Source organism: Kitasatospora sp. NPDC101157 (assembly GCF_044768255.1).
In the GTDB taxonomy this organism is placed as follows: domain Bacteria; phylum Actinomycetota; class Actinomycetes; order Streptomycetales; family Streptomycetaceae; genus Kitasatospora.
This window is the reverse complement of sequence record NZ_JBIWPL010000003.1, coordinates 357,541-383,024: the sequence shown is the minus strand read 5'-3', so window position 1 is coordinate 383,024 and position 25,484 is coordinate 357,541. Positions and strand designations below refer to the sequence as shown.

Here is a 25,484-nt window from a genome sequence, read left to right as displayed (position 1 = left end):
GGTCCGTACGGCGTCGGCCCGCACGGCCGGGACCGCGCCGCCTGAGGGCTGTGCCGCCTCGGCCCATCCGGTCTGCCCTAGCCCGGCCGTTTGCCCCGTCCAGCCCGAGTCCCGCTTGGCCCGAGCCCCGTCCGGCCCGAGCCCCGCCTCTGCACGCCCCGCCCGAAAGGCCCCACACCCATGCGAGAAGACCGTGGTACCGCCCCCGGCACCCGCCGGGGTGCCCATGCCGGGCCGCCCGCCCGTGCGCCGCGCCCCGGCCCCTGGCTGCGCGGGCTGCGCCCCCGGACCGTCCGCGCCCGGATCATCGCCCTGCTGATGGTGCCGGTCGTCTCCGTCATCGCCCTCTGGGGCTTCGCCACCGTCACCACCGCCCAGGGCGTCTGGGACCTGCTGCGCCTGCGCGACGCCCAGCGCACCGTGCTCACCCCCGTCGCGGACACGGTCGCCGGCCTGCAGGCCGAGCGCGCGGCCGCCGGTCAGCTGCTGGCCGGGCCGGGTCTCGTCCCGGGCACCGTGCCCGCCGCCGGCCGGGAGAGCGCCCTGCGCGAGGCCGCCGCCGCCACCGACCGGGCGCTCGCCCCGCTGTTCCCCGACCCCCGCCACCCCGGCGAGGGCTACAACCGTGCCGACGCCCAGGGCCTGGGTGCCGACGCCGCTGCCCGGCTGGACGCCCTCGGCGACTCCCTCGCCGCCCTGCCCGAGCTGCGCGGCAGGGTGCTGGCCCGGAGCGTCGGCTGGTCCGAGGCGTACGCCGCGTACGGCGAGGCGGTGGACCGGGCGCTGGCCGTGTCCGGTGCCGTCGCGCCGCTGCAGGACGGTCACGCCGGTACCGACACCCGGATGCTGCTGGACCTGGCCCGTTCCCGCGAACTCCTCGCCCGCGAGGACGCGTTGCTGCGCTCCGCCCAGCTCTCCGGCGAGCTCGGCGACGACCAGCTGCGCGAGTTCTCCGGAGTTGCCTTCGCCCGGCGCACGTTCGAGCAGGGCGCGGCCGCCGACCTGGGCTCCGCCGACCGGAACGTGTTGCTCGCCCTGGCGGCCGGGCCGGACCACCGCGAACTGGTCGGCTACGAGGAGAAGGTCCGTACCGCCGCCGACGGCCGGGCCGCCGTCGCCGCGGTGCCACCGGACCGGTGGGCGGTGGTGGCCGGGAGTGTCACCGACGGGCTGCGCGGTATCGAGGACCGGGCCGGGCGACTCGCCGCCGAGCGCCAGAACCCCTACGCCCTGGGCCTGTTCACCCCGGCTGGGATGGCCGTGCTGCTCGGTCTGCTCGGGGTGGTCGCCTCGCTGGTGATCTCGGTACAGATCGGCCGCGGCCTGGTCACCGAGCTGACCGGCCTGCGCAATGCGGCACTTGACCTGGCCGGTCGCAAACTCCCGGCCACCATGCGGAAGTTGCATGCCGGCGAGGAGGTGGACATCGAGACCGAGGCGCCGCGTCCGGCGGGCCGCGACGACGAGATCGGCCAGGTGCACCGGGCGCTCGGCACCGTGCAGCGGGCGGCCGTCACGGCGGCGGTGGAACGGGCCGAGGTGCTGTCCGGGGTGTCCGGGGTGTTCGTCAACCTCGCGCGCCGCAGTCAGGTCCTGGTGCACCGGCAACTCACCCTGCTGGACGCCATGGAGAGGCGCACCGAGGACCCGTCCGAGCTCGCCGACCTGTTCCGGCTGGACCACCTCACCACCCGCATGCGCCGCCACGCCGAGGGGCTGATCATCCTCTCCGGGGCCGCCCCCGGCCGGGCCTGGCGCCGGCCCGTCCCGCTGGTGGACGTGGTCCGGGCGGCCGTCTCGGAGGTCGAGGAGTACGCCCGGGTGGAGGTGCACCCGCTGCCGCGTGCCGCCGTCGTCGGCCACGCCGTCGCCGACCTGACCCACCTGGTGGCCGAACTGGTGGAGAACGCCACCGGGTTCTCCCCGCCGCACACCCGGGTGCACATCCGCGGCGAACAGGTCGGCAACGGCTACGCGTTGGAGATCGAGGACCGCGGCCTCGGGATGGGCCCCAGCGCGCTCGCGGCCGCCAACCGGCGGATCGCCGCCGCCGAGCAGACCGACCTGTTCGACAGCGACCGGCTCGGCCTGTTCGTGGTCAGCCGGCTCGCCCGCCGGCACGACGTACGGGTCTCGCTGGTGACCTCGGCGTACGGCGGAACCACTGCGGTGGTCCTGCTGCCCACCGAGCTGCTGGCCGACGGGCGGGAGGAGCGAGGGCAAAGCTTCGACGTGGTACCGGAGTTGGATGCCGCTTACGTGCCGGACGGACCGGCGGTGGGCGCGGCGCCGGCGCCGGCTCCCGCTCTGACTCCGGCTCCGGCTGCGGCTCCCGCTGTGACGTCGGCTCCGGCTCCGGCTGTGGCTTCGGCTACGGCTCCGATCGCGGCGCCCGTTCCGGGCCCCGCGGCGTGGCCTCAGCCCGACCCGGCCCCGGCCTTCCGGGAAGGCGGGGAGACGGAGATCGAGCTTTCGGCGGCGGGTGGGCCGTCGCCGGAGGGCGGGGCGCTGCTGCCCTTCGGCGCCCGGGGCGGAGCCCCCGGGCCGGTGCGCCGCACCCCCGTCCGGGCCCCTGGCGCCCGGACGGCCGGACCGGCTGCGGACGGGGACCCGGGTGCCGCCTCCCGCCCGCAGCCCGGTTCGCCGCCGCCGCACCGCACGGCGACCGCGCCGCCGCCGGGCGAGCGCCAATCGGTGGACGGCGCTGCGGAGTTGCCGCGCCGGGTGCGCCAGGCGAGCCTGGTGCCGCAGCTGCGGGAGACTCCGGCCGACGCCGCCCCGCGCAGCCGCCGTACGGCCGCCACCGGGGCGGGCGCGGGGCCCGCGACCCGCAGCCCGGAGGCGGCGCGGGCGGCGATGTCCGCCTTCCAGAGCGGCTGGGCGCGCGGCCTGCGACCCGACCGGCGATTCGATGAGCGAACCTCCGCCCGACCCGAGGGCCTCGTCGACTGCCGACCTGGCCACGGATTCGACCACCGAATCGACCCCCGATCCGACCACCGACCGGATGTCCGATCCGACCACCGACCCGACGCCCACCTCGAAGTCCGACCCGAAGGAGACCGGCCGTGATCGGCACCACCCACCGCACGGGGGAACTGAACTGGCTCCTCGACGAGTTGGTGCAGCGTTCCCCCGAGGTCCGCTTCGCCGTGATGCTCTCCGCAGACGGTCTGGCCATGGGCACCTCGGCCGGTCTGGAACGCGAGGACGGCGAGCACCTGGCCGCCGTCGCCTCCGGCTTCCACAGCCTCGCCAAGGGCGCCGGCCGGCACTTCGGCGCGGGTGAAGTCCGGCAGACGCTGGTCGAGTTGGAGGGCGGCTACCTGCTGGTCGCCGCGGCCGGGGAGGGCACCTGCCTCGCCGTGTTCGCCAGCGCCCGGGCCGATCTCGGGCTGATCGCGTACGAGATGGCCAGACTGGTCCGCCGGGTCGGCGAGCACCTGAGCGCCCCGCCCCGTACGGTGCACGGCGGGTGAGGACGGTGTCCCACCCGGACCGCCCGTACCGGTCGGAGCCCGCGTTCCATCCGTACCACCAGCGGCACCCGGAGCATCCGCGGGCCGACCCCGGTCGGCCGCCCCGGAATCCGCTCGCTGCTGCTCACCGGGCCCGCTGGTACGACGACGAGGCCGGGCCGCTGGTCCGCCCGTACACCGTGACCGGGGGGCGGACCGGTGCCGGTGAGCAGCAGTTCGACCTGATCGCCGTGGTGGTGTCCGACCTCCCGGACCCGGCGCTCGGACCGGGGGCGCCCGAGCCGCCGGTCGGCCCGGAGCAGGCGCGCATCCTCGGCCTCTGCCGGGGCACTCCGCTGTCCGTGGCCGAACTGGCCGCCGACCTCGACCTGCCGGTGGGGGTCGTGCGGGTGCTGCTCGGCGACCTGCTGGCGGCCGGGCTCATCCGGGTCAGCCGCCCCGTCCCGCCCGCCCTGCTCCCCGACGAGCGCATCCTCCAGGAGGTCCTCCATGGGCTCCGTGCACTCTGACCACCCGTCCGACCGCTGGCCGTCCGACCCGGTGGACCCGGCCGACTCCGTGCTCGCGCTCAAGATCCTGGTGGCGGGCGGTTTCGGGGTCGGCAAGACGACGCTGGTCGGTGCCGTCAGCGAGATCCGCCCGCTGCGCACCGAGGAACGGCTGACCGAGGCCGGGCGCGGGGTGGACGACCTGGACGGAGTGGAACGCAAGACCACCACCACCGTGGCGATGGACTTCGGCCGCATCACCATCCGCGAGGGGCTGGCCCTCTACCTGTTCGGCACCCCGGGCCAGGACCGGTTCTGGTTCCTCTGGGACGAACTGGCGCAGGGCGCGCTCGGTGCGGTGGTGCTGGCGGACACCCGTCGGCTGACCGACTGCTTCCCGGCCGTGGACTTCTTCGAGCACCGCGGCATTCCGTTCGTCGTCGCGGTGAACCGTTTCGCCGGGACGCGCGAGTACGGCCCCGAGGAGGTTGCCCGCGCGCTGGACCTGGACCCCGGTACGCCGGTGGTCCTCTGCGACGCCCGGCAGCGTGCCTCCGGCAAGGAGGTGCTGATCAACCTGGTCGAGCACGCCGGCCGGATGCATGCGGCCCGGCTGCTGGCGGAGGTCTCGCCGGTCCGCTGACGGCTTACGGCAGGCGCGTGCCGGAGAACAGATGACAGCGAACAGATAACAGCGAACAGCTAACAGCTGACAGCGGACAGATTTCGAAATCTGTCCGCTGTCAGCTGTTCGTCGTCGCTCCCGCTGCCGCTACCTGCTCAGCTGTGCCACTGGAACACGATCTTCGTCCAGGTCGACCCCGGGCAGTTGCCCCAGACCGCCCAGGCCTCCCGCCGGGCGCCGATCCACAGGCCGACGGAGTAGCTGCCGTTGGCGCAGTAGGTGATGGTGCGCAGCTGGCCGGAGTAGACGTTGCAGTAACCCTCCCAGCGCCACCCGTAGTTGGCCGTGATGACGCAGCGGTAGGGTGTGGCCGCGACGTGCGGCGAGGCCGCGGCCGCACCCGGGGTGATGCTCTGGTCGTCGGCCGGCGCCGCGGCGGCCGACGGGGTGGCGGTCCCGAGCACGCCCAGGGCGGCCGCGGCGGCCATCCCGAACGTGGCGATCTTCCTGGCGATGCAGCCTCGCATGGCGGTTCCCCTCGCTCAACGTGTTCCATCGGGCGGAATGCCCCCGGTGTCCCCGGCCGGGTCGACGGTCTGCGGAGGGTGAATTCCCGCCTCCCGTCCGGCCGATGACGAATTGCACACGAATGACTGCGCACGGTGAGAGGACGACCTATGATGTGACCTGTGTCACAACCTGCCCGGTTGGGGCTGGGGCCAGCCCCAACCGGGCGTTCGGAATGCCGATTTCCGGGGAGAACGGCATGGCGGAATGCAGCGGACGGTACGCGGGCGGACGGCGCAAGGACTTCGGCCCTGAGCCCACGGACCGCCAATCCAACGATTTCAACCGGGTGTTCACGGATCTTCTGCCCAGACTCCACCAGGCCGCGGCGATGCTCACCGGCAGTCCGCTCGCCGCCGGCGACATCGTCCACGACGCGTACCTGCGGATCGCCCGCCGCCCCGAGCGCTTCCTCAGCCATCCGCAGCCGTATGCCTATGTGTTCACCACCATGGCCAACATCCTGCGCGACCAGTGGCGTCGGGAGCGCCGCCGGGTGGTGCTGTCCGAGGTGCCCGAGCCGGCCGAGGCGGTGGAGCCCGGCCGCGCCGCGCTCGATCCGCCGCACGGCGGGATGGCCGAGCTCCAGGCGCGCTGGGAGGTGGTCCGGCTGCTCGGCTTCCTGACCGTCAAGCAGGCCCGCGTCGTGGTGCTGGTGGACCTCGACGGCTACTCCGTCGACGAGGCCGCCGAACTGCTCGGCCTGCACCGCAGCACCCTGGCCGTCACCCGCCGCCGCGCCCATCGCCGGCTGCGCGCCGTCCTGGAGCACGAGCGACGGCACGACCCCTGACGACCGGCGGCCGCCCGGAGACCGGCGGCCCGACGCACCGAGCCGACGGCAAGTCGGCTGATGCGCGACCCCGGCCCGTACATTGAAAATCGTGATCACGTACGAGGACCACAGCCTCCGCGCCCTGGCCGAGGACGGTCGCTGGCCCGAGCTGCTCGCCGCCTACCGGCAGGGCCGGGCGGCTGCCGTCGCGCAGGCCGGGGAGGAGGCCGCGGTGGCCCTGACCGCGCCGCTCGGCCACCTGATCGCCTATGCGGCGCCGCCCGAACTGGCCGTCCGGCTGTTCGACGCGGACGGCGGCGAGGGGACGGTCGCCGGGGTGGCCGACCACGACGCCGGTCCGCTCTGGGAGGTGCTGGCGACCCGCCACTCCTGGCTGCGGCTGGCGCCGCTGCTCGGTCCGGCGCCGGTGCGCCGTCTGGTCGCCCATACCCGGGTGCTGCTCGGGGAGGACCTCTCGTACGGGGCGGAGCCCGACCCGGAGGGTGTGCCGCTGAGCCTGGAGCCCTGGGAGAAGGCGGGTTGGGACGAGGCCTCGCGGGTGCGCGAGTACCTGCCGGGCGGGGGCGCGCGCAGTGCGGTGCTGACCCTGCCGGCCAGCCGGGAGGGCCTGGGGGAGGTCGGACTTCCGCAGGCGGCGGCCCGGCCGGGCGGGCAGCGGGTCACCCGGGGCCTCGCCGAGCTCGCCGCACTGGTGCCCTGGGCGGAGGTGGTCTGCGTCCGCGGCCCGGCTCCGCAGGCGGCCGCCGTACTGGCCCGGACCCGGCGGGTGCTCGGCGGGTTCCTGCCGTTCGCGCTCGTCTACCCGGCGCTGGTGCAGGCCGCCGCGGTGGGCCGGACGCACGGTTGTGCGCACGGGCGGGTGCGCCTCTGGCGCGCGCTGGGCGCGATGGCCGGCGCGAACGGCCCGGACCGCTCCGAGGTGGACGCCCTGGTGGCCCGGATGCGCTGTTTCACCTGGCACGAGCCGGCCGCCGGGCTGCGCCACCTGCACGTGGCATTGGAGGATCCGGCCAGCGGGGTGGCCTGGGCGGTCAGCGGCTCGCAGGAGCAGTGAACCGCGGTGGACGGGGACGGGCCCCGGACGAGGGGCCCGGACAGGGGCCGGAGCGCACGGTGCTCCCCGGCCGAACGGGCCGAACGGGGAACCCCCGGTCCGGCGCCTTTCCGGGGTTGGTGACGGCGCCGGACCGGGGGAGTGCGGGGTGGTCGCTCAGCTCGTGGTTGCTCAGCTGGTGGTTGCTCAGCTGGTGGTTGTCGCCGCGGCCGGGACGGCCTCCGGCGCGGGGCCGTTCCCCGGCGCGGGCTCGGCTTCCGGCGCGGGGCGGGCGGTGCCGTGGCTGTCGACCAGTGTCAGCTCGTCGAACGGCAGCGCGCCGTTCAGTACCCGGCCGGCCCGCTCGGCGTCCAGTTCGCCGGTCCAGTGCCCGATCAGCACGGTCGCGACTGCGTTGCCCGCGAAGTTGGTGAGCGCGCGGGCCTCCGACATGAACCGGTCGATGCCGACGATCAGACCGACCCCGTCCACCAGTGCCGGCTTGTGCGACTGCAGCCCGCCCGCGAGGGTGGCCAGCCCGGCGCCGGTGACCCCGGCCGCGCCCTTGCTCGCGATCACCATGAACACCAGCAGCGAGAGCTGCTCACCGATCGACATCGGCTTGTCCATCGCCTCGGAGATGAAGATCGAGGACATGGTGAGGTAGATCGCGGTGCCGTCCAGGTTGAAGCTGTAGCCGGTCGGCACGGTGATGCCGACGACCGGGCGGCTGACGCCGAGGTGCTCCATCTTGGCGATCAGGCGGGGCAGCGCGCTCTCGGAGGAGGAGGTCGAGAGGATCAGCAGGAACTCGCGTCCGAGGTACTTGAGCAGCGCGAACACGTTGATCCCGGCGACCAGGCGCAGCAGCGCGCCGAGCACCACGATGACGAAGAGCAGGCAGGTCACGTAGAAGCCGATCATGATCACGGCGAGACTCTTCAGCGCGTCGACGCCGGTCGCCCCGACCACCGCCGCCATCGCCCCGAAGGCGCCGACCGGCGCGACCCACATGATCATCGACATGATCCGGAACACCAGCCGCTGGAGGTGCTCGATCCCGCGCAGCACCGGGGCACCGACCGGGCCCATCGCCTGCAGTGCGAAGCCGGCCAGCAGCGCGACCAGCAGGGTCTGCAGCACCTTGCCCTGGGTGAGGGCCGAGAACAGGGTGTCGGGGATCATCCCGAGCAGGAAGTCGGTGGTCGACTGGGCACCGCCGGCGGCCGCCTGGGCGTGGCCGGACTTGGCGAGCGCGGCGGTCAGGTGCAGACCGCCGCCCGGTTCCAGCAGGTTGCCGACGACCATGCCGATGGCCAGCGCGATGGTCGACATGACGAGGAAGTAGCCGATCGCGAGGCCGCCGACCTTGCCGACCTTCGCGGCCTTGGTGACCGAGCCGATGCCCAGCACGATGGTGCAGAAGATCACCGGGCTGATCATCATCTTGATCAGATTGACGAACCCGGTGCCGATCGGCTTCAGCTCCACGGCGAAACCGGGGGCGGTCAACCCGACCACCACGCCCGCGACCACCGCGGCGATCACCGCCAGGTAGAGGTAGTGGGTCCGATCCTTGCGTCTGGGTCCCCCCGCCGTGGCGGTCTCGGTGATCGACATCTGCGGCTCCTTCGCCCTGCAGTCCTGGCGGCCCCGGGTGGTGGGCCGCTCCGACTATGGGGGTCGGGCGTGACGGAGGTCACGTTTGCGTTCATAAAGTTCTCCAAGAACTTCGACCGGGCCTCCTGGGTTGTGTATGTGAGCTTGGGGCGGGCTCTCCTCGTCGGGGCGCAGTGAGGTAGCGGCCGGAGGTGCTGTCACGCTGGACTATGCCGCCCCCAGATGAGGCACGGGTGGGCAGGAGGCCTCATCAGGGGGCGGCAGGTCAGGGGCGGCTGACGCCCTCTGGGGCGCCGCCGACCATTTGGGAGAGGACTACGGTAAGACGTTCGCCGGTGGCGCGAAACGGAAGAAGTGCTCCTGTTTTGCTGGCCGAGCACAACATCTGCACCACTTGTCTGGCCATCATCACAGCCGGGGCCTCGCCTCCGGCCACTTCCCCACCTCGATCTCGCCCACCGCCACGGCAGCCAGATAGACACCGCCGCTGCCGACCACCCCCATCGCCTCCTCCCGGTCGTGAGGCTGCGAGCCGAGAAGCCGACGGTGCAGCAGAGTCTCCGCCGCCCGCAGGTGCTGACGCACCGCCGCCGGCCGCAGGCCGAGCGCCCCCGCGGCAGCGTCCACATGCCCGTCATGCGTCAGCCAGGCGAGGAGGCTGCGACGCAGGGGCCGGGAGTCGGCGTCGAGTCGCCCCAGCAGTGAGGTGGCCCAGCTGTGGACCTCGGTGGTCGACAGCAGGTCGGGCAGCGTCGGCACGTCGCCGGTGGGGACGATGCCGCAGTCGGCCAGCATGCATACCTCGATGGCCAGGTCCAGGATGGCCCGGTCCCGCATGCGGTTGAGGTCCAGGCTGAGGAGCTTGCTGACGTGGCGCATGCGCCGTGCGACGACGTTGCGGCTGGTGAGGAGGAGGTTGGCCGCGACCGTGTGGTTGAAGACGAGGGCGAAGCGGATCGTCTTGCGGAGCTGTTCGGCGCGGGCCGCGGGCTGGTTCAGCAGCGGGGCGAGGAGGGCCGCGGCCCACGCCGGTGCGCGGTCGTCGACGACGGAGGCGAGGCGCAGGTCGGAGCTGTAGAGGGCTGCCCGGTCGGTGGTGTAGCGGGCGCCGAGAAGGGCGTTGGAGGCGTCGGCGTAGGCCTGGGAAATGTGGTTGAGGTCGGTGATGCCGCTGCCGCCGAGGTGCCAGTCGTGGTGGGGGTTGATGAGGTGTCGGAGGCGCGTGCCGGTGGAGTCCCAGCCGACAGTGACGTCGAGTGGGGGCAGCGGGGCGATGATGACGATGTCGGTGTCGTAGGCGAGGCAGCGGGCGACGAACGCGTCGGAGCCGACGGCTTCCTGGCAGCGGTCGAGGAGGTGGTCGCGTTGGGGGGCGGGGCCGTGGGCGATGTAGACGCGGTAGGTGTCGGTGTTGAGGGCACCGGGTTTGAGGAGTAGTTCGGCGACGCGCCGGAAGTCGCTGGCGTGGCCGGTCATGGCGAGTTGGAGGGTGGCGGCGCGGAGGCGGTCGTTGGCGGTGTGGGGGTCGGGGTGGGGCATGGTGCTTGGTCCTTCTGGCTGGGGCGTCCTGTGTGGGGTCGAGGGTCAGGAGGGCGGAGCCAGGGTGGTTGGGGCGGGTTTGAGGGTAGTTCGCTGGTGGGGCGGCGTGCATATTAACCCGAACTGGTGATCGAAAAGTGGCGCCGTGATCGGTACAGACTTTTGATCATGCAGCCGTGACGGTCAAGGGGTGCCCACGCCCTACCGCCCCAATGACCAGCAGCTCCGTGACCGCCGGGATGTGGGGGCGAGGCTGTACTCACTCAGGAGGCAGGCGAATCTCACGCAGGAGCAACTGGGTGAGCATGTTCGAATGGACCGTCGAACGATCGGCCGTATCGAGAACGGGCTCGTGGCGCCCACGCTGGATCAGCTGAGCGCTGTTGCACGAGCGATCGGCGTGCCGTTGTGGAGGCTGTTCCGTGATGAATAGGCGGGCCGTACCCCAGTACGGCCCGCCAGGGGCGCCGCTACTCGGTCGGCGGCGGTGTTGGTGGGGGCGGGCTGGACGGCCCTGGCGCCGGCGGCGGCGGGCCGCCGATGCCCCCAGGGTTGCCGGACGACTTCCGCTGAGCGTCGTCGCTCATCTCTTCCTCCTCGTGCTCCTCGGCCGCCGGGACCTCGTCCGGCAGCGGCATGGGGGGATGCAGGGGCGTCCGGGTGGGGCCTCGGGAAGCGCGGCCGCGCTGACCGCGCCACCGGCCCTGGGCGCCCGGGGGCACCGCTCCGCTCACGTTGTCCTCCTCGTGCTGCTGGGGGTCACCATCGTGGCTCTGGCACAGGACGCTCGGGGCGCGATCCAGTCACTGGCCGGCGCGCGGGTCGGCGTCAGGAGGCGGGCAGTGCTCGACCTCGGCTACGTAGGCCGTGAGGTCCTGAACGAATCGGCCGCGGACCCAGGCCCCGCAAACAGTGCACCGGCCCAGCTCGGTCTGCTCCTCGCCCTCCGGCACGACCGGCGCCTCACCGGCGGCGCTCACCGAGCCACTTCCCGCCCGGGCAAGCCCCGGTAGCCGGCGATGTAGCCCTGACGCTGGATCCACTCCTGGGCGCCCGACTCCATGGAGAACCTGCGCAGCGTGCCCTCGTCGTCCTGCACCAGCGCTCCGGTCTCGGCGTCGCGGACGGCCCACGAGCGGCCACCGCGAGGCCCCGGCGGCAGCGGCTCGGCGGTGTACCGGGCACCAACGCGCTGAGCTCGCGTCAGGCCATCCCCGTGCCACACACGGACGATCGCCTGGCCGCCGCCGTCCAGCCCCAGGGGCCAGTCGACGACCCCGGAACCGTCCATCATGCGCTCCAGGTCGCCCGTGCTGCCGGAGCCGAGTAGCCACTCCATCGCCTGCAGCTCGTACGCGCTCACCGGCAGCCGGCGGACCGTCTGCCACAGGACGTCCAGGGCCTCCAACGCTGGGAGGGTGGTGCGGTCCAGGTGGCCGTCCACCGCGACTGTCACCGGGTCATCGTCCTTCATGCCCTGGTCCTCCTGCAGCATCGTGGAAAGGTTGATTCAGCGCGGCCGCCGCGACGGTGCAGGGCCACGGGGTGTCGCAGCGCACGCACTGGCCGCCTGTGCTGCGGTGTTCGTCAAGCAGCATCCGTGCCGCGGCGGCAGCGGCGTGGTGCTGGGAATCCCGGTGGGGCAGCCGACGGCGACCGCGCGGGTCGATGCTCGCGAGGTCGGCGGTACTCATGACTCGTCCGCGAGGCACTCGGGATGGGCGACCACGGCCCAGCCGAGCGGGGCAGAGCGCTCGCCGGTAGTTGTGTGTACGTGGCCGGCGTCAACAAGAACGTCGCCAGAGCACGACGAGCCCACGATGCAGGCCCGGGCGTGCAACTGCTCACCCGTCACCCTGATTTCCCGGGGCTCACCGTCGAGCGGTCGGTACTCGACCAGTACCGTCATGTCCGTCATGGGTGAATCGTCGTCGCTCAAGCGGACGTCCTGAAGGTCTCACGGAGGACTCTTGGAGGACACGGGGAGGACTTCTGGCCCAGTCATATGCCGCTCGGGTCCCCGAACTGTCCTCTTGAACCGTACTGTTGGCACATCACCAGCTCGTGCGGAGGACACCGTGCCCAACGTTGCGCTCAAGGCAGCCCGGCAGGCCGCTGGCTATGCCACGCAGCAGGCCCTCGCCGACGCACTCACGGAAGCGGCCCGCCAACTCGGCATGCGCGGCATCGAGGTCAGCGTCCGGCAGGTCCGCCGGTGGGAGTCCAAAACCCCACCCTGGCCAGGCGAGGACTATCAGCGACTCCTCGTGCACGTCCTCCACCAGCCAGTCGAGGACCTCGGCTTCCGCGCCCCGTGGGACCGCGCCCGCCCGGCCGCGCCCGCCGCACCAACGCCGCCGACAACGGCCGCAGCACCCACCGCTCTTCGCGGCACCCTCCCCCGACCGTACGGCTCCGCAGGCACACAACCCGGCACCGTAGGCGCTGACTACGCCATAGTCACCCAGGCCCACCGCCGCCTCTACGCCTCCGTAGCTCCCGCCGCCCTCCACCGGGCCGTCGCCGAACACGCAGGCCTCGGCACCGCACTGCTCGGCGAGACGTCCGGCGTAGCCCGCCGCGTCTTGGCCGCGGCCCTCGCGGAGTCCCTGCTGCTGCTCGGCCGCATCGAGTTCTTCGACCTGCGCCATCCCGCAGCCGCCGACGCGACCTTCGTCCGCGCCCTCCAGGCGGCCGGCGAGGCCGACGACCACCTCCTTGGCGCCGCGATTCTCGCCCACTCGGCGTTCGTGCCCGGCTGGGACGGCCGCCTCGACGCCGCCCGCGAGCGCATGCACGCCGCTCGCACCTACGCCCGACGGGCGCCAGCCTCAGCTGAAGTCCTTGCGTGGCTCGACGCGGTCGAGGCTGAGTGCCTCACCCGCTGCGGCGACCATCGTGGGGCACTCGCCCTGCTCCGCCACGCCGAAGATGTCCTCGTCGCCGGTAGCGACGTGGTCTCGCCCGGCTGGTTCACCTGGTTCTCGGCAGTCCGCCTGCACGCGTTCCGTGGCAACACCGAGTTGGTCGCCGGATTGATTCCCCAGGCTCGCACCACCTTGGAGCAGACGCTCGCCGACCTCCCCGACACCGACGGAAAACAGCGGACAGTCGTCCTCGCGGACCTGGCCGCTGTCGAAGCCGCTGCCGGGGAGCCCGACCTCGCGTGTGCTCTGCTGGAGCAGGCACTCGACCAGCTGGCCGTGACCTGGTACGCCACCGGCATGGAGCGGGTACGGGACGCCAGGCGGGCGCTCAACCCGTGGCAGGACTCGGCGGCCGTCCGGCGTGTAGACGACCGCCTCTACTCCTGGTCGGCGACCCTCAGCTCGCTCCAGCGTTGAACTTGGCGATCAGCTCCGGAAGCTCCCCAAGCGAGTCGATGCGGAACGTGGCCTCGGCGGTGGCCGGGTCGTGCTGCTGGATCCAGCCCCACGGGCCCCGCCGGATCAGCGCCGTCCGCATCCCCGCCCGGGCGGCGGGCAGCACGTCGTTGTCGAGCCGGTCGCCGACGTACAGGATCTCGCCCGGCGCGGCCGGCGTGGCCTCAGCGACCCTCTCGAAGAAGGCGGGGTCCGGCTTGCTCGCGCCCCAGTCGTCCGAGGTCCCGATCAGGTCCACGTCGCGCGTGAACAGCTCGCGCAGAATCCCGCCGGCCCTCGTGGTCTGGTTCCCGGCGATGGCCAGCCACAGGCCATCCGCTCGCAGCTGGGCGAACGCGGGCCGGACATCGGGGTAGAGGTCTTCCTCGCCGAAGTGCTCCGGCTGGCCGGCTTGGGCGCGGCGCTCGCGCTCCTCGTACAGATCGAAGCCGGGCCGGAACACCTGGAACGTCTCCCGGTAGTCCCGTCCCTGGGCGATCACCGCACCGAACTGGGCCACGAACGTGTGCCTGGGCACACCCAGCCAGTCGGCCCAGGTGCCGTACTCCCGGGTCTCATCGACCAGGCACTCACCGACATCGAACACCACAGCACGAATCATGTCCGCAGCCTAGTGGTGGGAGGACGTCCTGTCGGCGTCCCCCAATAGGATGGCGGCATGCCCAACCCGCTGCCGCTCCCCGATGACCTGCTGTCCCTCCACGCCGCCGCGGTCGAGGCCGACCGGGCGATGACCGCGACCCGCGAGGCTGGCGGCGACGTGGACGCAGCCCGGGACGCCTACGTCACCGCGGCGCTCAGCCTGCGCGCACACCGCCATGGACGCCGCGAAGGCCCACCTCGACGGCGGGCAAGCGGCGGCCTGACCTCCGGCATCATGGCCTCATGGAGAACTGGCAGACAGTAGAGCTCCACGGCGGCCCACTGGACGGCTACAGCACCGTGGTAAACGTGGCCGACCCCGACCCGGGCACGGCCCTGGCCAGCCCGCACTCCGCGTACGGGCCCGGCGGCCGGTCCTGGTACCGCCCGGACGAGTCCGGTGTGTGGCGCTGGACCGGCGACACTCCCTGATCACCCGGGGTCGTCGACACGTTCGCCCGGCGCCAACCCCATGACGAACGCCAGGGCCCCCGGGGCGGCATCGATCGCAGCCTGCATCTCCTCCGATGTGGCCCGTGGCTGGTCGAAGCACTCCCAGCTGCACCGGCCATAGGGCGTCCACGGGCGAACCTGCCCGCAGGCCTCGCACACCATCGTGGCCTCATTCATGCCCCCCACCGTACGGCCGACCAGTTCGGGGTCGTTTGGTCACAGATCGGCCAAACCATTCCCAAGCAGCGCCGTCGCGCCGATACGGTCCCCCCACCACCCGCACCACGTCCCAGGGGGGACCATGCGCCGCACCACCCTCACCCTCCTCGCCGTCGGCCTGCTCACCGCAACCGCCGCCTGCTCCAGCAGCACCACGGACAAGCCGGCCGCCGCCGGCACAGCCGCCACCCAGCCAGCCGGAGCCGCCAGCCCGGCACAGCCGGCCGACCAGGCAGCCGATGCATCCGCCGTCCTCGCGAAGCTCACCGCGGCCGTGAAGACCGTGAAGACCGGCGTGCAGGTGACCGCCGACAACGACCCGAACCACCTCCTCGGCCGCCCCGGGCAGTACACATCGAAGGTGACCTTCTCGGACTCGCGGATCAAGGCCGCCGACGTCGAAGGCGAGAAGGAAGACTCCGTGAACCGCGGCGGCGCCATCGAGGTCTTCGCCACAGAGGCCGACGCGAAAGCCCGCTCCGAGTACATCCAGGGCATCGTCAAGGGCATGCCCGCGCTGATGGAGTACGACTACGTGCACGGCCCGGTGCTGGTCAGGGTGTCGAAGCTGCTGACGCCCGACCAGGCAAAGGCGCTGCAGGCCGCCATCTGACCGCAAGACGAAGCGCCCCCGCCCGGCACGTGGCCGAGCGGGGGCGCGGTGGTTCAGTGGATGAGCGGGACCACCGAGGCGACGACAGCGACAACAGCGGCGATGGCCGAGATCGTCGGCAGCGGCCAGCGGGCCCGCTTCAACGACTCGACGTCAGCCCGCAACTGGGCGATGTCCGACTCGACGACAGCGGACTGCTCAACCACACGGATCCGTGTCTCGTGGTCGGCGATCCCCGCGGTGGCCGTATCCAGCTTGGTCTCAAGTCGGGTCAGCACCACCAGCAAGTCCACTGTCGTCGGGGTAGGGGTCGGGGCGGTCACTCGCGGCTCGCAGCCGGCGGACTGGACGGCACGGGCGCGGCGGCCGGGACCGGGGCAGTGACCTGAGTGCGGGTCCACATGCCGACCGCCGCCGCCACCAGAGACATCACCGTGGCCTGCTGCTCGGCGCTCCAATGCAGGCCGAGCCCCACGGCAAGCGCGAGCACCGCCTGCACGGCACCCATCGCTGCCGCGGACACCCCGTCTCGCGTCATCACCGCCACAGCCAGGCCGACGCCGGCCGCCACCACGGCATTAACGAGGGCCTGCTGATCGCCGGAAAAATGCAGCCCAAACGCCGCGACGATCTTGACCAGAACCGCGGCCAGAGTCGCCCACAGCGCCGGTTCCCGTCCGAACAACTTCGTCATCACGAGGCCACCTGCCCATTGCCGGGGGCCGGGGCGCCAGCCACGTCCACCTTGACGTGCACCGTCGCGGAGGCGATCGCCTGCTGCACCGCCGCCACGACCGCGGCAGTGTCGACGCTGGGATGCTGGGCCGTGATCTGGGCGGCGAGCGCGGCGATCGCGGCCGACTGCGCGGCGAGGATCTTCTCCCCCATGGCCTGCTGCTTCGCGGCGTCGACGTCACCCCAGACGGCGTGCCAGAACACGGACTTGCTGGTGCCGAGGGCAACTGCGTTGCCCTGAGAGTCCAGCCCCCAGTCGGGCACCGGGTGGTTCCACACCGCGGCGGCGACGCTCTCGGCGTTCATGTTGTCGTGAGCGGTCTGGAGCATGGTCTGCCAGTCGCCGGTTGCCCCCGCGGGGAGGTTGCCGGTGAGTGCGGCGGTCAGCCACCAGAAGACCGCGTATGCGTTGGCGTCGCGGACGACCTGTCCGGATGCTTCTTCCCTGATGAACTGGCGGATTTGCTGTTCGGTGAACGGCATGTCGTCCTCCTGTGGTCGTGGGGCCCCGGCTTGGACCCACGTGTACAGGGGGCCGCCGGGGCAGTCGGTGGAGTAGCCGTCCCGGTGGCCCTTGATCTCGGAGCCGGCGGCTGCGTTGTGCTGGTAGTCCTCGATCGCGTCGCGCAGACCCTGCAGCTGGGCGTCGGTCGGCGTCGTGGAGCCGGTCGATCCGAGCAGCGCGCAGATCGCGTAGTGCTGGGCGTTGAGGGTCTGGTTACCGTTCGCACCGGACCGCACGGCATGCCCGCGGCCCTCGAACCGGTAACCGTGCTCGCACACCAGCTCGTTGTAGGCGATGTCCACCCAGTGCTGGACGGGGTCGGCCATGTGGGAGGCCTGGATCCGCCGGATGTAGGCGGCGCACGTGGAGTGGTCACCGAAGGTGTAGGCGCTGCCCAGGTAGTGGATCTTCACACCTGCGGCGTTGGTCATCGGCGTATACGCGCCCGACGGAGCCACCGCGCCCCACTGATCCCGCGTCACCCGGCCCGGGGAGACCCACGGCCCTGTCTGGCTCGGCACGGAAACGGGCGCGGGCGTCGAAGTCGCATCGCCGACCCAGGCCTGAAGATCGGCGACGCTGCCGTTGAAGACATCCGCGTCCAGCGGCGACTGCACGTACTGATGGAACCTCCATGGGTGCTGCACCGCAGGCTGCCCGGCCGGGTGGGCGGGGTCTGCGACCCACAAGAAGTCCCCGCAGTCGTCGTCAGTGCGGTGCCACCAATCCAGGTTCACGTACATGCCAACCTGGTTGTTCGGGTAGCGCTGCTTCACAGCGGCAAGCCACTGATTCTTCGCCGCCGTGCAAGCCGCGTCACTCACGCCCTGCCCGTACGGCTCGAAGTCCAGCGCCAGCAGATCCGAAGCAGGTACCTGCCCGACGACCCGACAGAAGTGCTCCACCTCTTGATCGACCGGATTCTCACAGTGGATGAAGTGGTAGTGGCCGAGCGGAAGGCCCCGGGCGCGGGCCGCAGCAACCTTCGCCGAGTAACCAGACTGCTCGGTGTGACCACCTTCCGTCGCCTTCACGAAGACGTACTGGGCGTCGGCGGGGATGCTGTCCTGGAAGTCGCTGACGTCGTAGCCGATTGCATTCGCCATCAGCTGTCCTCCTTTTCGCCTGCCGGTTCGTTCACGCCGAGGTGCGCAGCGATAGCCCTGTTCCAGGCGAGTGATTCCTCGTTGACGTCGTAGTCGTGCTCTGCTCGAAGCCGGTCGTGTTCGGCTTGCCGGTTCTGGCTGAGCAGGAGGATCGGGCCGGTGAAGCCAGCCTGGAATGAGTAGACGAGGTTGAGCAGAACGAACGGGTACTCGTCCCACCGGGACCACCCGTGAACCGTGTTCGCCGCGATCCAGCCCGCCGTGAACACCGCCTGGCCGATGATGAACCGCCAGCTGCCCATGCCCGAGGCGAGGCTGTCGGCTATGCGGTCGCCGAGGGTTCGGTCATCGTGCCGGGCCTGATTCGCAGGGTGTCGATGCAGCTGATCGTTCCCAGCCGAGCCGCCGTTCACGAGGCAGCTCCCTGGGCAGCGCTGAGCATGTGGTGGTGAACGGCATCGATCCGCGCCCGAGCCTCGGCGGCCACCAGCGGATCACGGATGACGGTGAGCTGGTTGTCCTGCAGAGCCTCACCGGAATGCGACCAGTTCGTCGAGCCAGTGACGACGTCGAGCCCGTCGACGACCAGCAGCTTCATGTGCTGGATGGCGCCCCTCTCGGAGCGTCCGATCGCGATGCTGGACGCCGGGTACGCCTCGCGGGCGAGGATCTCCCGCTCGTGAACGCCGCCGGCCTGCGAGGAGTCCAGGCTGAGCTGCACGAAGACGTGCTCGTCGGCGAGCTTCTCCTTGAGGAGGTCGGCGATTTCGTCATCGTCGAAGCCGTACTGGGCGAGGACGAGGCTCTGGGTTGCGGACTTGATGAGGTCTACCAGGACGGCGTGGACGTCGTCGACCGGTGAGTACCAGGTGCGGACGTTCGTCGGGTAGCCGGGTGGGAAGCCGCCGACCTTGTGCTTGTCGAGCACGTCGAGGTTGGGCAGGGCCATGGATGGTCTCCGGGCATGAAGAAGCCCCCACAGTGCCTGCGGGGGGGGGGGGGGCGGAGGTCGGGTGCATCGCTGCGGCGCGAGGGGATACGCCATGGGGATCCACGGCAGCTCGCGGCTTGGGTGCTTGCGTGGGGGCTGCTCCGGGCTGTCAGCCCACAGCAGCCCACATGGTGATCAGGCCGCTGAGGGTGTTGCTGCCAGGTGTGATGGTCGATGGTGCGTTCGTCAGGCCGGTGCCGTTCACGGCGAAGCGGTAGGCCGATGCGGCGAGGTTCGCGTTCGGCGTCGCCAGGAACGTGCCTGTGCGCCCGAGGGTGGTGGGTGTGGTGGCGTTGTTGACGAACGCGATCCAGTACATGCCCGCCGGGGCACTGTACGAGGCGCTGAACGTCGCGGTGAGAAGCCCGGGAGAGGTGATGCTGGCGTCGATGGAGCCGGCCGCTGTGGATGCGCGCAGGGTGCCGCCGGAGTCGTAGAGGCCGACGTAGTTCTGGTTGGCGGTGACTCCGGACGCCGCCGTGGCGATGCTGAGGTACGCCTTGGTGAGCGTGGTGGCGAACCTGATCGGCACCCGGGCGAGATAGAGGGTTCCGCTGTTGGTCTGTGTGGTGTTGACCGCGCCGGTCGGGTCGTAGGTCCATGCCGCGAAGCCGTGATCGGATGGGAAGTAGACCCCGGCCGGGAAGGGGACGCCGGCGACGGTTGCGGAGCCCGCGACGGTCAGGCTTCCGCTGGCAGTCACGTTGCCGGTGAGCGTGGAGGTGCCCGTGACCGCCAGGTTGGTGCCGATGTTGACGGCGCCGCTGGCGGTCACCGTCCCGGTGAGGGCGGATGTTCCTGCGACCGACAGGTTGGTGCCGACGCCGAGGGTTCCGGTGGTGGTGGCGGCCCCGGTGAGGGTGGATGTTCCGGCGACGGACAGGTTGGCGCCGGCGGTCACGTTCCCGGTGAGGGTCGACGTTCCTGCGGCCGACAGGTTGGCGCCGACCGCCATGGACCCGTCCGTGGTCAGGGTTCCTGCTGCGGACCGGTAGAGGGTGGTGTCCGTCGCGGTTGACCCGCCGGGGCCCCAGCCGTGCTTTCCGTTGGAGTCCACGGTGAGCCTGGGCTGCGTGTCGCCTGCCACCTGCACAGCCAGCGTCTTGTCCGCTGCCGCGTTCGAGGTGATGTTGACATTCGCGCTGGTCGGCGCGGAAGTCGTGTTGGTGACCTGGAGTACGTTGCCACCGGATGCCCCGGCGCTCAGGGATTCGGTGAGTCCCGTGATCGCACCGTCGACGCTGAGGGCGGCCGTGTGGGGGGTGCTGGAGTTGGTGACGGCGAGGGTGCCGCCCTGGGCGGTGATGTTGCCGGTGTAGACCGCGTTGCCGGTGGTCGTGTAGGTCGGGGTGGGAATGGAGGTCATGGCCCCCTCCTTGTCAGACCGTCAGGTACGGCAGCAGGGTGTTCGCGATGAACTGGTGGCCCGCGTCGGAGGGGTGGACGGTGTCGGAGCCGGCGGCGCCGGGGTTGGACGCCGAGGCCCAGTAGCCGAGTGAATTCCAGTAGTTCCAGGTGTTGTTGCCGATCGCCCAGAAGTCGACGAGCGCGGCGCCGAACGCCTCTGCCAGTCCACGGGCGGGGCCCGCGTAGTCCTGGTAGAGGTAGTTCGCGGTGTCGAAGTTGCCGACGTTCGGCAGCACGATCATCAGCTCGGCGTTGGAATTGGCGTCCCGGACGTTCTGCATGAGCAGCCGCGTGTTGCGGGCCCACGTGTCGCCGGTGTCGCCGTGCGCCGCGTCGTTGGGGCCGTGGGCGAATATCGCCAGGTCGGCCGGGTAGGACGCGCCGGCGTTGAACGGGGTGGCGAGGGTCTGGTCGGCGAGGGCGTAGTCGCCTGCCCTGCTGCCGTAGCGGGAGAAGTCGTTGAAGATGACCCCGGCGGTGTTCTCCCCGGCGATGCCGACCACCGACAGGAAGTTGCTGCCGTTGCCGGCGTAGGTGATGACGACCTGATGAGGCCCCGTGGCCAGCCCGGTGATGGCCGTCGTGCGGATTGTGGCCTGGGCAGAGCCTGAGTCGGTCACGGTGACCGCGGCGGCGCCGTCGATCGAGTAGGTCCAGTTGGCGTGGTTGCCACCGCCGTCGACCGTGAAGATCTTGATGGTGGTTCCTGTCACGGACAGGGTCCATGTGGCGCCGGACGCCTGCGTGTAGACGTAGTAGCCGCCGGGGCCATACGCGTTGCCCCCGGCGCTCCAGGCGCCGCCGAGGGTGGCCAGGTTGCCCACGGCGTTGTAGGCGCTCGTGGCCGCCGTCGGGACGCCATTCGCGGACTGGAACAGCGCCGTCATGGACGAGGAACGGAACCCGGATCCGCCGGCACCGCATATGGCCTGCAGCGAGCTCCGCAGCAGCCCGAACCAGCCCTTGAAGCGCAGGTCGGAGGCGTAGTAGCCCTGAGTGGAGGACCCGCCCATGGCAGCTGCCACAGCCGTTCCCGTACCGGCCTGTGCGGCGGTCAGCTTGGCTTTCCAGTTCGTGCCCCATCCGGGCGGGATGTAGATCCCCTTGCCGGTGCTGGCGATGCCGTACACGTTCGCGGTCAAGGCGGGTTTCTCCTGGTCAGATCAGTTTGCCGAGGATCACGTAGGTCTGCTGCGCGCCGACCGGCACGGCGAGGACGTGGTCGCCCGCGGTGGGCGTGTAGGACGACAGCCGCTGGTAGGGGCCGGTGAGCGTAGTGGCCCCGTTGAGGAACGCCTTGGGCTGGCCTGTGGTGTAGGCCGGGTCGATGACCGCGGGGAGCGCCGCGAGCGGCCAGCCGGAGTCGATGCCCGCTGTTCGGGTTTCGAGGCGGCTCAAGCGCAGTTGCATGGCCTGGAGTTCGGCTGGGAAGCGCTGCTCCAGCGGGCGCGGGTACAGAGGCATCGGCGGTCACCGGCCCTTCGGGGGCTATCCGGTGATGACACCGGAGGTCTGCAGCTGAATGGTCTCGGGCTGCTGCGGGCCAGGCGGGTAGCACGTCCATCCGACGACCCGGACCTGCTGCTGAAGCCCGGGGGCGCCGGTGGACGTGGGCGGGTGCAGCGGCGAGGTGGCGACCAGGGTGGTGGTGTCGCCGAGGACGATGTCGCGCAGCCGCGGGTAGCCAGATCCGCCGATGGTGACGACCGGGTTGGTCATCGCCTGGGTACGCAGCTGGACCTCGCCGTCCGCGAAGGCGTTGATTTGCGCCTGCGTGGTCACCCAGGATCCCTGCCATGAGATGGACGACTCCATCAGCGGGTAGCCAGCGGACAGGTCCCGGGTGTCGGAGCCGTGCGGGTAGGCGGACTGCCATTGCAGTGCCGCGCCGTTCGGCGGTGCGGTTGCCCAGATGACGTTGCTGCTCTGGCTGCCGGTGCGCTGGTAGCCGTAGTCGATCAAGTTGCCCGGGTAGGTGAGGGTGTAGCCGGAGGATGGGGCTGGGCGGCCCATCCTCAGGTAGGCGAGGCGCAGGAAGACGGCCAACTGGCCGCTGGAGTCGATGCCGGGGACGAACGCGTACTCCAGGTTGCCGGATGCGCACATGTCCTGCCAGGCGCTGCTGACCTGGGCGAGGTCGGAGTACGTGTAGGACGCCGTCCACGGGACCCCGGCCATGGCGGCCGCTCCTTGCGGGAGTACCAGTCGGGAGACGGCGCCGTTTCGGGCGACCATCGACAGGTAGGCGGGGGTTCGGGTCGCGGGCGGGGACACGGATGATATGTAGCCGGACTGCTTGGACGTGCCGTAGCGGACCAGGTCGATGAACGCCTGGAACAGGTCGACCTGCTGGTAGATGATCGTGTCCGTGATCAGCCGGTGCGACCACAGCGTGTCGAGGGTCTGCGCCGAGATCGGGAGGGTGCCCTGTTTGCGACCCTGGTCGGGCCAGTCCCAGACGATCCCGGCCCAGACGGGGTAGCCGTCCTGCAATACCCACAGGACGGCCCGGCGGCATTCAAGTGCCGCAACTGCCGGGGCGTTTACCGCGTATGCCTCGCTGAGTGCGAGGGAGCCGGTGAGGGTGCCCGACCCGTTGAGCTGCATCCCGAACGACTGGACGGTCAGAGACAGACGGTCTGCCAGGACGGCTCCACTGATCAGGTCGGTCGCGGCGTAGGTGTAGGTGCTCACAGTGTGACCGGCTGCACCCGGAGGATGATGCGGCTGTTCTGCCCGACCACCGTCGTCCAGTTGCTCGTGCCGACCATGTTCTGGGCCGTGACCTTGATGGTGTGGGTCCCGGCAGATGGCGTGTCGCCGGTTGCGCTGCTGGTGTAGTAGGACCAGGACCCGCCGGCGTAGATGCCGTTGTCCGTGGGGCAGTTGGGCGTGAAAAAGTTGTCCAGTACCGTGCTGTCGATGTACATGCGGAACTGGACGTTGAAGTTGGGCGTCGAGGGGTTGTTGGAGGAGACCGCGGCCCACTTGAAGAAGACCTGGATGTCGGTGGCGCCGTCGGTCGTGATGGTGCCGCTGGTGACCGTCGTCTCGGCGCCGTACCAGTTGAAGTTGTAGGTCAGTGTGGAGATGAAGGGCGGCCACGGGAGTACCTTCATCTGCTGGGCGCCCGTGCTGTTGTTGTGGTAGAAGCTGCCGCTCGGCTTGTCCCAGGCGACCTGTCCCGGGTAGCCGGTGACGGTGCCCTTCGGGGCGACGAGGATGCCGCCGGTCGTGGTGGTGAAGGGCCGCTGATCGGCGATCATGCCGCTGGTGATGGAGCTGGCGGCAGCCGGCACGGTGACCTTCGCCAGGGTGATGGAGTTCGCCGGTGCCGCGGGCACGGACGGAGTCGGCGCCGCTACGCCAGTGATGATCTGGACCGCGCCGAAGCTGGACGACGTGCCGACGTCGGACACGTACGCGACGACGATGTCGATCCGCGAGTTGGACGGGTCCGCGGTCTGGACCGTCAGAGTCCCGGACGACGGGAGGGTTGAGACGTAGCCGCCAGCTGTCGGCGTGGCCGTGTTCGGCACGACGAACGAGCCGGGCTGCACGTTGACGGCCATTCCGGTGCCGGCGGTCACGGCGAGACCGGTACCTCCGACGACGCCACCCAGGACGCCGATGTTGCTGCCGCCTGCAATGCCGGGGTCGTAGAAGTAGGCGGTCACAGCGGAGTTGCGCAGGTCGGTGCCGCTGTTGGCGTCGTAGGTCTTTCCGGTGAGCCACAGCGGCACGGACGTGGTGATCTGGGTTGCCATCGGTTCTCCTCACGGCGCGATGGGCTCAGACCCAGGAATCCCGCCAGTAGTACGTGGTCGTGGCCCCGGATCCGGCTGAGCCGCCGAAGGCGATCTGGCTGGTGCCGGGCCCGAGTTGCCACCAGGACGAGGCGATGTCGGACGGCCAGTACGTGCCGCCCGTGGACGGCAGGCCGGGTGACGTTGAGGCCGTGGTCGGGTTGACGAAGCCCTGCCGGTTGAGGAAATCCACCACGAAGGTGTCGCCGGCGTTGAGCGTCAGCCCGGACCAGGAAACTGTCTGGCCGGTGGCCAGGTTCGTGAGCGTCGGCCCCGCGATGGGCCCCGACACGACCGCCACTGGTGGAGTCTGAAACGAGCCCGCATTGGTGGCGGCCGCCGCGCCTGGCGGCGCGGATGCTGCCAGGGTGAACGGCACCGTGAACGGCGCGACCATTCCGCCGCCGCCCCCGGAGGGCGTCAGGCCGATCGTCAACGACCGCTGTGCGGTGGCGTACTTGCGCGGGTCCGGGGCGACCAGTCCGATGGTGAAGGTGACATCCGTCAGGGTCGGGTAGGCCTCGGTGAGCTTCCCGGACCGCCTCACACACGCAAATTTCGGGACCGGCTCATCGACCCGCAGCATCGCCAGGTCGCTGATCGGCACGGCCTGCTGCAGCAGCGCACGGGCCTGATCCCGCAACGCCTGGGTTGGCGCGGATGCGGTGACGGTCCAGGTCAAGGTGCGGGGAGCATAGAACTGAGGGGAGGCCCAGCCACCATGGTCGCCGGCACGCGCGATGACGCCTGCGCCCTGAACGTCGGGCCCGTCCCAGCCCTCCAGCTTCTGCCACAGCCAGGCGATGCCGTTGGCATCCACGGTCCCGAACTCGATGTCCAGGCCGCCGTAGACCAGGCCACCGGTCCAGAACCCCACATCGCTGGCGGGCACCGGCACGTGGAGGCCGCCCATGACGTTGAAGTCCTCAACGCCAAGCCACGTCGAACCGCCGTAAGCGCAGGTCCAGTTGGCGACGTACACGCCCTGCGCCGCGGTGGCCGGCACGTTCCACACGCAGGAGTACTGACCTGGGCCGGTGCGCCACACCTGGGCGGATGTCACCGTGGAGGCGCCCTGGTAGGTGTATGGCCCGGCTGTGTCCGGGACGAAGCCGACCTGCTGCCCGTAGGTGATGTCCAGCTGCACCGAGGTCGGGTCCGCGAGTTTTCCCGTTGTCTCGTCGTAGAAGTTCAGACTCAGCGTGTACGGCTGCCCCGCGATGGCCTGCGCCACCCGCCATCACCCCCGGTGTCCTGCGCTGGTATCGGTCACGGTCGGGCAAAGCCCCACGAGGTGTGATCTAGGCGCTGCCACACTGGCGGCACCCAAACCGCCACACCCCCTGGGAGGGGTCCTGTGCGTCGCGTCCATGCGGCTCTCGCCGCTGTCCTGCTGACCGCCGCGTGCGCCAGCACCACCACGGCAACGCCCGCGGCCCCGCCATCGGCCGGGGCGCCAACCCCGGCGTCCCTCGCA

General features: G+C 71.0%; 29 protein-coding genes. 11 read left to right on the top strand and 18 right to left on the bottom strand.

Features of this window, described 5'->3' with window-relative positions; translation table 11 throughout:
- The first annotated feature begins 180 nt into the window (after positions 1 to 180).
- The 4 genes from ACIRVF_RS08500 to ACIRVF_RS08485 all read left to right on the top strand — a co-directional run bounded on the left by ACIRVF_RS08500 (position 181) and on the right by ACIRVF_RS08485 (position 4,610).
- Positions 181 to 3,072: a nitrate- and nitrite sensing domain-containing protein gene (locus ACIRVF_RS08500; RefSeq protein WP_402815485.1), complete on the top strand. Its 2,892-nt coding sequence runs from the start codon at positions 181 to 183 to the stop codon at positions 3,070 to 3,072.
- The gene (locus tag ACIRVF_RS08495; RefSeq protein WP_402815483.1) at positions 3,069 to 3,479 is read left to right on the top strand and encodes a roadblock/LC7 domain-containing protein; all 411 of its coding nucleotides are present in this window, start codon (positions 3,069 to 3,071) and stop codon (positions 3,477 to 3,479) included. The genes ACIRVF_RS08500 and ACIRVF_RS08495 overlap by 4 nt, the downstream gene beginning before the upstream one ends.
- Positions 3,480 to 3,640: 161 nt before the next feature.
- Positions 3,641 to 3,988, top strand: coding sequence for a DUF742 domain-containing protein (locus ACIRVF_RS08490; RefSeq protein ID WP_402815756.1), 348 nt, complete (start codon positions 3,641 to 3,643; stop codon positions 3,986 to 3,988).
- Complete coding sequence (locus ACIRVF_RS08485) at positions 3,969 to 4,610, top strand: GTP-binding protein (RefSeq protein WP_402815482.1); 642 nt, start codon at positions 3,969 to 3,971, stop codon at positions 4,608 to 4,610. The genes ACIRVF_RS08490 and ACIRVF_RS08485 overlap by 20 nt, the downstream gene beginning before the upstream one ends.
- A gap of 137 nt (positions 4,611 to 4,747) precedes the next feature.
- Here ACIRVF_RS08485 and ACIRVF_RS08480 read toward each other — a convergent pair whose 3' ends face one another.
- Positions 4,748 to 5,119 (bottom strand): hypothetical protein, encoded by a 372-nt coding sequence (locus tag ACIRVF_RS08480; protein ID WP_402815480.1) that lies wholly within the window; start codon positions 5,117 to 5,119, stop codon positions 4,748 to 4,750.
- Between the two features lie 239 nt (positions 5,120 to 5,358).
- On the opposite strand from ACIRVF_RS08480, the gene ACIRVF_RS08475 reads away from it, so the two are divergent.
- On the top strand, positions 5,359 to 5,952 hold the full coding sequence (locus tag ACIRVF_RS08475) for an RNA polymerase sigma factor (RefSeq protein WP_402815478.1): 594 nt from the start codon (positions 5,359 to 5,361) through the stop codon (positions 5,950 to 5,952).
- A gap of 91 nt (positions 5,953 to 6,043) precedes the next feature.
- Positions 6,044 to 7,009: a hypothetical protein gene (locus ACIRVF_RS08470; RefSeq protein ID WP_402815476.1), complete on the top strand. Its 966-nt coding sequence runs from the start codon at positions 6,044 to 6,046 to the stop codon at positions 7,007 to 7,009.
- 186 nt (positions 7,010 to 7,195) lie between these two features.
- Here ACIRVF_RS08470 and ACIRVF_RS08465 read toward each other — a convergent pair whose 3' ends face one another.
- A complete protein-coding gene (locus ACIRVF_RS08465) occupies positions 7,196 to 8,608 on the bottom strand; it encodes a cation:dicarboxylate symporter family transporter (protein WP_402815474.1) in 1,413 nt (470 codons plus the stop codon).
- 408 nt (positions 8,609 to 9,016) lie between these two features.
- A complete protein-coding gene (locus ACIRVF_RS08460) occupies positions 9,017 to 10,147 on the bottom strand; it encodes a hypothetical protein (RefSeq protein ID WP_402815472.1) in 1,131 nt (376 codons plus the stop codon).
- Between the two features lie 190 nt (positions 10,148 to 10,337).
- Here ACIRVF_RS08460 and ACIRVF_RS08455 point away from each other — a divergent pair, with 190 nt between their 5' ends.
- Positions 10,338 to 10,580 (top strand): helix-turn-helix domain-containing protein, encoded by a 243-nt coding sequence (locus ACIRVF_RS08455; protein ID WP_402815471.1) that lies wholly within the window; start codon positions 10,338 to 10,340, stop codon positions 10,578 to 10,580.
- Positions 10,581 to 11,123: 543 nt separating this feature from the next.
- Here ACIRVF_RS08455 and ACIRVF_RS08450 read toward each other — a convergent pair.
- Positions 11,124 to 11,642, bottom strand: coding sequence for a hypothetical protein (locus tag ACIRVF_RS08450; RefSeq protein ID WP_402815469.1), 519 nt, complete (start codon positions 11,640 to 11,642; stop codon positions 11,124 to 11,126).
- Positions 11,643 to 11,837: 195 nt separating this feature from the next.
- On the bottom strand, positions 11,838 to 12,086 hold the full coding sequence (locus tag ACIRVF_RS08445) for a hypothetical protein (RefSeq protein ID WP_402815467.1): 249 nt from the start codon (positions 12,084 to 12,086) through the stop codon (positions 11,838 to 11,840).
- Between the two features lie 139 nt (positions 12,087 to 12,225).
- Here ACIRVF_RS08445 and ACIRVF_RS08440 point away from each other — a divergent pair, with 139 nt between their 5' ends.
- A complete protein-coding gene (locus tag ACIRVF_RS08440) occupies positions 12,226 to 13,491 on the top strand; it encodes a transcriptional regulator (RefSeq protein ID WP_402815465.1) in 1,266 nt (421 codons plus the stop codon).
- Here the strand turns inward: ACIRVF_RS08440 and ACIRVF_RS08435 are convergent.
- Positions 13,472 to 14,131 (bottom strand): HAD family hydrolase, encoded by a 660-nt coding sequence (locus ACIRVF_RS08435; protein ID WP_402815463.1) that lies wholly within the window; start codon positions 14,129 to 14,131, stop codon positions 13,472 to 13,474. The two genes, ACIRVF_RS08440 and ACIRVF_RS08435, sit on opposite strands and share 20 nt — an antisense overlap.
- A gap of 57 nt (positions 14,132 to 14,188) precedes the next feature.
- Here ACIRVF_RS08435 and ACIRVF_RS08430 point away from each other — a divergent pair, with 57 nt between their 5' ends.
- Together ACIRVF_RS08430 and ACIRVF_RS08425 are read left to right on the top strand one after the other, a co-directional pair.
- Positions 14,189 to 14,437: a hypothetical protein gene (locus ACIRVF_RS08430; protein WP_402815461.1), complete on the top strand. Its 249-nt coding sequence runs from the start codon at positions 14,189 to 14,191 to the stop codon at positions 14,435 to 14,437.
- Positions 14,416 to 14,604 (top strand): hypothetical protein, encoded by a 189-nt coding sequence (locus ACIRVF_RS08425; protein WP_402815460.1) that lies wholly within the window; start codon positions 14,416 to 14,418, stop codon positions 14,602 to 14,604. The genes ACIRVF_RS08430 and ACIRVF_RS08425 overlap by 22 nt, the downstream gene beginning before the upstream one ends.
- Here ACIRVF_RS08425 and ACIRVF_RS08420 read toward each other — a convergent pair whose 3' ends face one another.
- Positions 14,605 to 14,802 carry a hypothetical protein gene (locus tag ACIRVF_RS08420; protein ID WP_402815458.1) on the bottom strand — a complete coding sequence of 66 codons (198 nt, stop codon included), beginning with the start codon at positions 14,800 to 14,802 and terminating at the stop codon, positions 14,605 to 14,607.
- Positions 14,803 to 14,926: 124 nt separating this feature from the next.
- Between ACIRVF_RS08420 and ACIRVF_RS08415 the strand changes: the two genes are divergently transcribed.
- The gene (locus ACIRVF_RS08415; RefSeq protein WP_402815456.1) at positions 14,927 to 15,457 is read left to right on the top strand and encodes a hypothetical protein; all 531 of its coding nucleotides are present in this window, start codon (positions 14,927 to 14,929) and stop codon (positions 15,455 to 15,457) included.
- A 53-nt stretch (positions 15,458 to 15,510) separates the two neighbouring features.
- Here ACIRVF_RS08415 and ACIRVF_RS08410 read toward each other — a convergent pair whose 3' ends face one another.
- The 11 genes from ACIRVF_RS08410 to ACIRVF_RS08360 all read right to left on the bottom strand — a co-directional run bounded on the left by ACIRVF_RS08410 (position 15,511) and on the right by ACIRVF_RS08360 (position 25,241).
- Positions 15,511 to 15,750 carry a hypothetical protein gene (locus ACIRVF_RS08410; RefSeq protein ID WP_402815455.1) on the bottom strand — a complete coding sequence of 80 codons (240 nt, stop codon included), beginning with the start codon at positions 15,748 to 15,750 and terminating at the stop codon, positions 15,511 to 15,513.
- Positions 15,751 to 15,776: 26 nt separating this feature from the next.
- Positions 15,777 to 16,151 carry a hypothetical protein gene (locus ACIRVF_RS08405; protein WP_402815453.1) on the bottom strand — a complete coding sequence of 125 codons (375 nt, stop codon included), beginning with the start codon at positions 16,149 to 16,151 and terminating at the stop codon, positions 15,777 to 15,779.
- Positions 16,151 to 17,803 carry a GH25 family lysozyme gene (locus ACIRVF_RS08400; RefSeq protein ID WP_402815451.1) on the bottom strand — a complete coding sequence of 551 codons (1,653 nt, stop codon included), beginning with the start codon at positions 17,801 to 17,803 and terminating at the stop codon, positions 16,151 to 16,153. Before ACIRVF_RS08400 ends, ACIRVF_RS08405 begins: the two co-directional genes overlap by 1 nt.
- A complete protein-coding gene (locus ACIRVF_RS08395; RefSeq protein ID WP_402815449.1) occupies positions 17,803 to 18,216 on the bottom strand; it encodes a DUF1003 domain-containing protein in 414 nt (137 codons plus the stop codon). The genes ACIRVF_RS08400 and ACIRVF_RS08395 overlap by 1 nt, the downstream gene beginning before the upstream one ends.
- Positions 18,213 to 18,752, bottom strand: coding sequence for a phospholipase D-like domain-containing protein (locus ACIRVF_RS08390; RefSeq protein ID WP_402815447.1), 540 nt, complete (start codon positions 18,750 to 18,752; stop codon positions 18,213 to 18,215). Before ACIRVF_RS08390 ends, ACIRVF_RS08395 begins: the two co-directional genes overlap by 4 nt.
- Positions 18,753 to 18,903: 151 nt before the next feature.
- Entirely contained in the window at positions 18,904 to 20,160 is a 1,257-nt protein-coding gene (locus ACIRVF_RS08385) for a hypothetical protein (protein ID WP_402815445.1), read from the bottom strand.
- A gap of 13 nt (positions 20,161 to 20,173) precedes the next feature.
- Positions 20,174 to 21,343, bottom strand: a complete 1,170-nt coding sequence (locus ACIRVF_RS08380; protein WP_402815443.1) for a GDSL-type esterase/lipase family protein — start codon at positions 21,341 to 21,343, stop codon at positions 20,174 to 20,176.
- A 16-nt stretch (positions 21,344 to 21,359) separates the two neighbouring features.
- The gene (locus tag ACIRVF_RS08375) at positions 21,360 to 21,665 is read right to left on the bottom strand and encodes a hypothetical protein (RefSeq protein WP_402815441.1); all 306 of its coding nucleotides are present in this window, start codon (positions 21,663 to 21,665) and stop codon (positions 21,360 to 21,362) included.
- A gap of 24 nt (positions 21,666 to 21,689) precedes the next feature.
- Positions 21,690 to 22,895 (bottom strand): hypothetical protein, encoded by a 1,206-nt coding sequence (locus ACIRVF_RS08370; protein WP_402815439.1) that lies wholly within the window; start codon positions 22,893 to 22,895, stop codon positions 21,690 to 21,692.
- Positions 22,892 to 23,968: a hypothetical protein gene (locus ACIRVF_RS08365; protein WP_402815437.1), complete on the bottom strand. Its 1,077-nt coding sequence runs from the start codon at positions 23,966 to 23,968 to the stop codon at positions 22,892 to 22,894. Before ACIRVF_RS08365 ends, ACIRVF_RS08370 begins: the two co-directional genes overlap by 4 nt.
- 25 nt (positions 23,969 to 23,993) lie before the next feature.
- On the bottom strand, positions 23,994 to 25,241 hold the full coding sequence (locus ACIRVF_RS08360) for a hypothetical protein (RefSeq protein ID WP_402815435.1): 1,248 nt from the start codon (positions 25,239 to 25,241) through the stop codon (positions 23,994 to 23,996).
- Positions 25,242 to 25,484 lie beyond the last annotated feature (243 nt).

What these genes read in the sequence shown, in the direction of transcription:
- ACIRVF_RS08465 (WP_402815474.1), bottom strand. Translation starts at nt 8,608, where the DNA reads ATGTCGATCACCGAGACCGCCACGGCGGGGGGACCCAGACGCAAGGAT.
- ACIRVF_RS08430 (WP_402815461.1), top strand. Translation starts at nt 14,189, where the DNA reads ATGCCCAACCCGCTGCCGCTCCCCGATGACCTGCTGTCCCTCCACGCC.
- ACIRVF_RS08485 (WP_402815482.1), top strand. Translation starts at nt 3,969, where the DNA reads ATGGGCTCCGTGCACTCTGACCACCCGTCCGACCGCTGGCCGTCCGAC.
- ACIRVF_RS08450 (WP_402815469.1), bottom strand. Translation starts at nt 11,642, where the DNA reads ATGCTGCAGGAGGACCAGGGCATGAAGGACGATGACCCGGTGACAGTC.
- ACIRVF_RS08425 (WP_402815460.1), top strand. Translation starts at nt 14,416, where the DNA reads ATGGAGAACTGGCAGACAGTAGAGCTCCACGGCGGCCCACTGGACGGC.
- ACIRVF_RS08435 (WP_402815463.1), bottom strand. Translation starts at nt 14,131, where the DNA reads ATGATTCGTGCTGTGGTGTTCGATGTCGGTGAGTGCCTGGTCGATGAG.
- ACIRVF_RS08400 (WP_402815451.1), bottom strand. Translation starts at nt 17,803, where the DNA reads ATGGCGAATGCAATCGGCTACGACGTCAGCGACTTCCAGGACAGCATC.
- ACIRVF_RS08405 (WP_402815453.1), bottom strand. Translation starts at nt 16,151, where the DNA reads ATGACGAAGTTGTTCGGACGGGAACCGGCGCTGTGGGCGACTCTGGCC.
- ACIRVF_RS08365 (WP_402815437.1), bottom strand. Translation starts at nt 23,968, where the DNA reads ATGGCAACCCAGATCACCACGTCCGTGCCGCTGTGGCTCACCGGAAAG.
- ACIRVF_RS08385 (WP_402815445.1), bottom strand. Translation starts at nt 20,160, where the DNA reads ATGACCTCCATTCCCACCCCGACCTACACGACCACCGGCAACGCGGTC.
- ACIRVF_RS08375 (WP_402815441.1), bottom strand. Translation starts at nt 21,665, where the DNA reads ATGCCTCTGTACCCGCGCCCGCTGGAGCAGCGCTTCCCAGCCGAACTC.
- ACIRVF_RS08500 (WP_402815485.1), top strand. Translation starts at nt 181, where the DNA reads ATGCGAGAAGACCGTGGTACCGCCCCCGGCACCCGCCGGGGTGCCCAT.
- ACIRVF_RS08475 (WP_402815478.1), top strand. Translation starts at nt 5,359, where the DNA reads ATGGCGGAATGCAGCGGACGGTACGCGGGCGGACGGCGCAAGGACTTC.
- ACIRVF_RS08415 (WP_402815456.1), top strand. Translation starts at nt 14,927, where the DNA reads ATGCGCCGCACCACCCTCACCCTCCTCGCCGTCGGCCTGCTCACCGCA.
- ACIRVF_RS08420 (WP_402815458.1), bottom strand. Translation starts at nt 14,802, where the DNA reads ATGAATGAGGCCACGATGGTGTGCGAGGCCTGCGGGCAGGTTCGCCCG.
- ACIRVF_RS08460 (WP_402815472.1), bottom strand. Translation starts at nt 10,147, where the DNA reads ATGCCCCACCCCGACCCCCACACCGCCAACGACCGCCTCCGCGCCGCC.
- ACIRVF_RS08480 (WP_402815480.1), bottom strand. Translation starts at nt 5,119, where the DNA reads ATGCGAGGCTGCATCGCCAGGAAGATCGCCACGTTCGGGATGGCCGCC.
- ACIRVF_RS08390 (WP_402815447.1), bottom strand. Translation starts at nt 18,752, where the DNA reads ATGGCCCTGCCCAACCTCGACGTGCTCGACAAGCACAAGGTCGGCGGC.